Source organism: Bacillus sp. G1(2015b), assembly GCF_001482475.1.
Taxonomy (GTDB): domain Bacteria; phylum Bacillota; class Bacilli; order Bacillales; family Bacillaceae; genus Bacillus; species Bacillus safensis.
Map to the genome: position 1 here is coordinate 1 of NZ_LKIC01000007.1, position 235 is coordinate 235.

Consider the following 235-nt stretch of genomic DNA (forward strand, 5'->3'; position numbering starts at 1 on the left):
GTGTCACTGGAGATACTGGCTCTACCGGGGCAACGGGTATTACCGGTGCGACTGGGCCTACCGGCGTCACAGGTAGCACTGGATCAACCGGTCCTACTGGCGCTACGGGTATCACCGGAGCTACTGGTCCTACTGGCGCCACGGGCATTACCGGAGCTACTGGTCCTACTGGCGTCACGGGTGTCACTGGAGCTACTGGCGCCACGGGCAGCACCGGAGCTACTGGTTCTACTGG

1 protein-coding gene is annotated in these 235 nt (G+C 62.6%); it reads left to right on the forward strand.

Annotation, left to right across the window (positions count from 1 at the left end):
- The coding region (locus AMR95_RS06535) for a collagen-like protein (protein WP_197412124.1) at positions 1 to 235 on the forward strand (235 nt) is incomplete at both ends.